Below are 1,001 nucleotides of genomic sequence, written 5' to 3'. Positions count from 1 at the left end.
ACACCTACGGCCGGGGCAAGGACCAGCACATTCCCGTTCCCGGCTGGCCCTACTCGGTGATCTGCGCGCTGGAGACCGGGCGCAGTTCCTGGACCGCGCCGCTGGACGCACTGCGTCTGGCCCCGGGAGACGATGCCGCCACCGTCACCGCCAGGCAGATGCGTGAACTCGTCGAGCGACTGATCGCGGCCGGCCAGTGGAAGGACGGCGACCCGGACATCCTGATCGTGGTCGACGCCGGATACGACGTGCCCCGCCTGGCCTTCTTGCTGAAGGATCTTCCGGTGCAGGTCCTGGGCCGGATGCGCTCGGACCGAGTCCTGCGCCGGGCGGCACCGACCCGCGAGCCCGGCGTCCGAGGCCGCCCGCCCCGGCACGGCGGCGAGTTCGTCTTCGGTGACCCGGCCACCTGGAACACCCCCGACACGCAGACGGTGACCGGGACCCGCCTCTACGGCACCGCCACCGCCCGGGCCTGGAACCGGCTCCACCCGAGACTGACCCACCGCTCGGCCTGGACCGCCCAGCTCGGCGCCCTGCCGGTCATCGAGGGCACCGTGATCCGCCTGCAGGTCGAGCACCTGCCCAGCGGCGCGACACCGAAGCCGGTCTGGCTGTGGTGGTCGGGCACCGACACCACCGAAAGCAAGGTCGACCTGCTCTGGCAGGCATTCCTGCGGCGCTTCGACATCGAGCACACCTTCCGCCTCTTCAAGCAGACCCTGGGCTGGACCAGCCCGAAGATCCGCAGCCCGGAAGCGGCCGACCGGTGGACCTGGCTGATCCTCGCGGCCTTCACCCAACTCCGGCTCGCCCGCCCCCTGGCAGCCGACCTCCGCAGGCCGTGGGAGAAACCGACCCCGCCCGACAGACTCACCCCCGCCCGGGTCCGGCGCGATTTCCGGCACCTCCGCCCGAAAGCCGCCTGCCCCGCCGGAGCACCGAAACCCTCCCTCCCCGGCCCAGGACGGCCACCCGGGCGCAGGAACAACGAGCCCACC

At 72.2% G+C, this 1,001-nt stretch carries 1 protein-coding gene; it reads left to right on the top strand.

Annotated elements, in window-relative coordinates:
* Window positions 1-1,001, top strand: a 1,001-nt coding sequence (locus ACFU6I_RS48755; protein WP_384381076.1) for a transposase, incomplete at both ends; no start/stop codon positions are given.

This window comes from Streptomyces sp. NPDC057486, assembly GCF_042802415.1.
Lineage (GTDB): Bacteria > Actinomycetota > Actinomycetes > Streptomycetales > Streptomycetaceae > Streptomyces > Streptomyces yanii.
The sequence above is the reverse complement of the archived record's forward strand: the minus strand, read 5'-3'. Positions and strand labels throughout refer to the sequence as shown.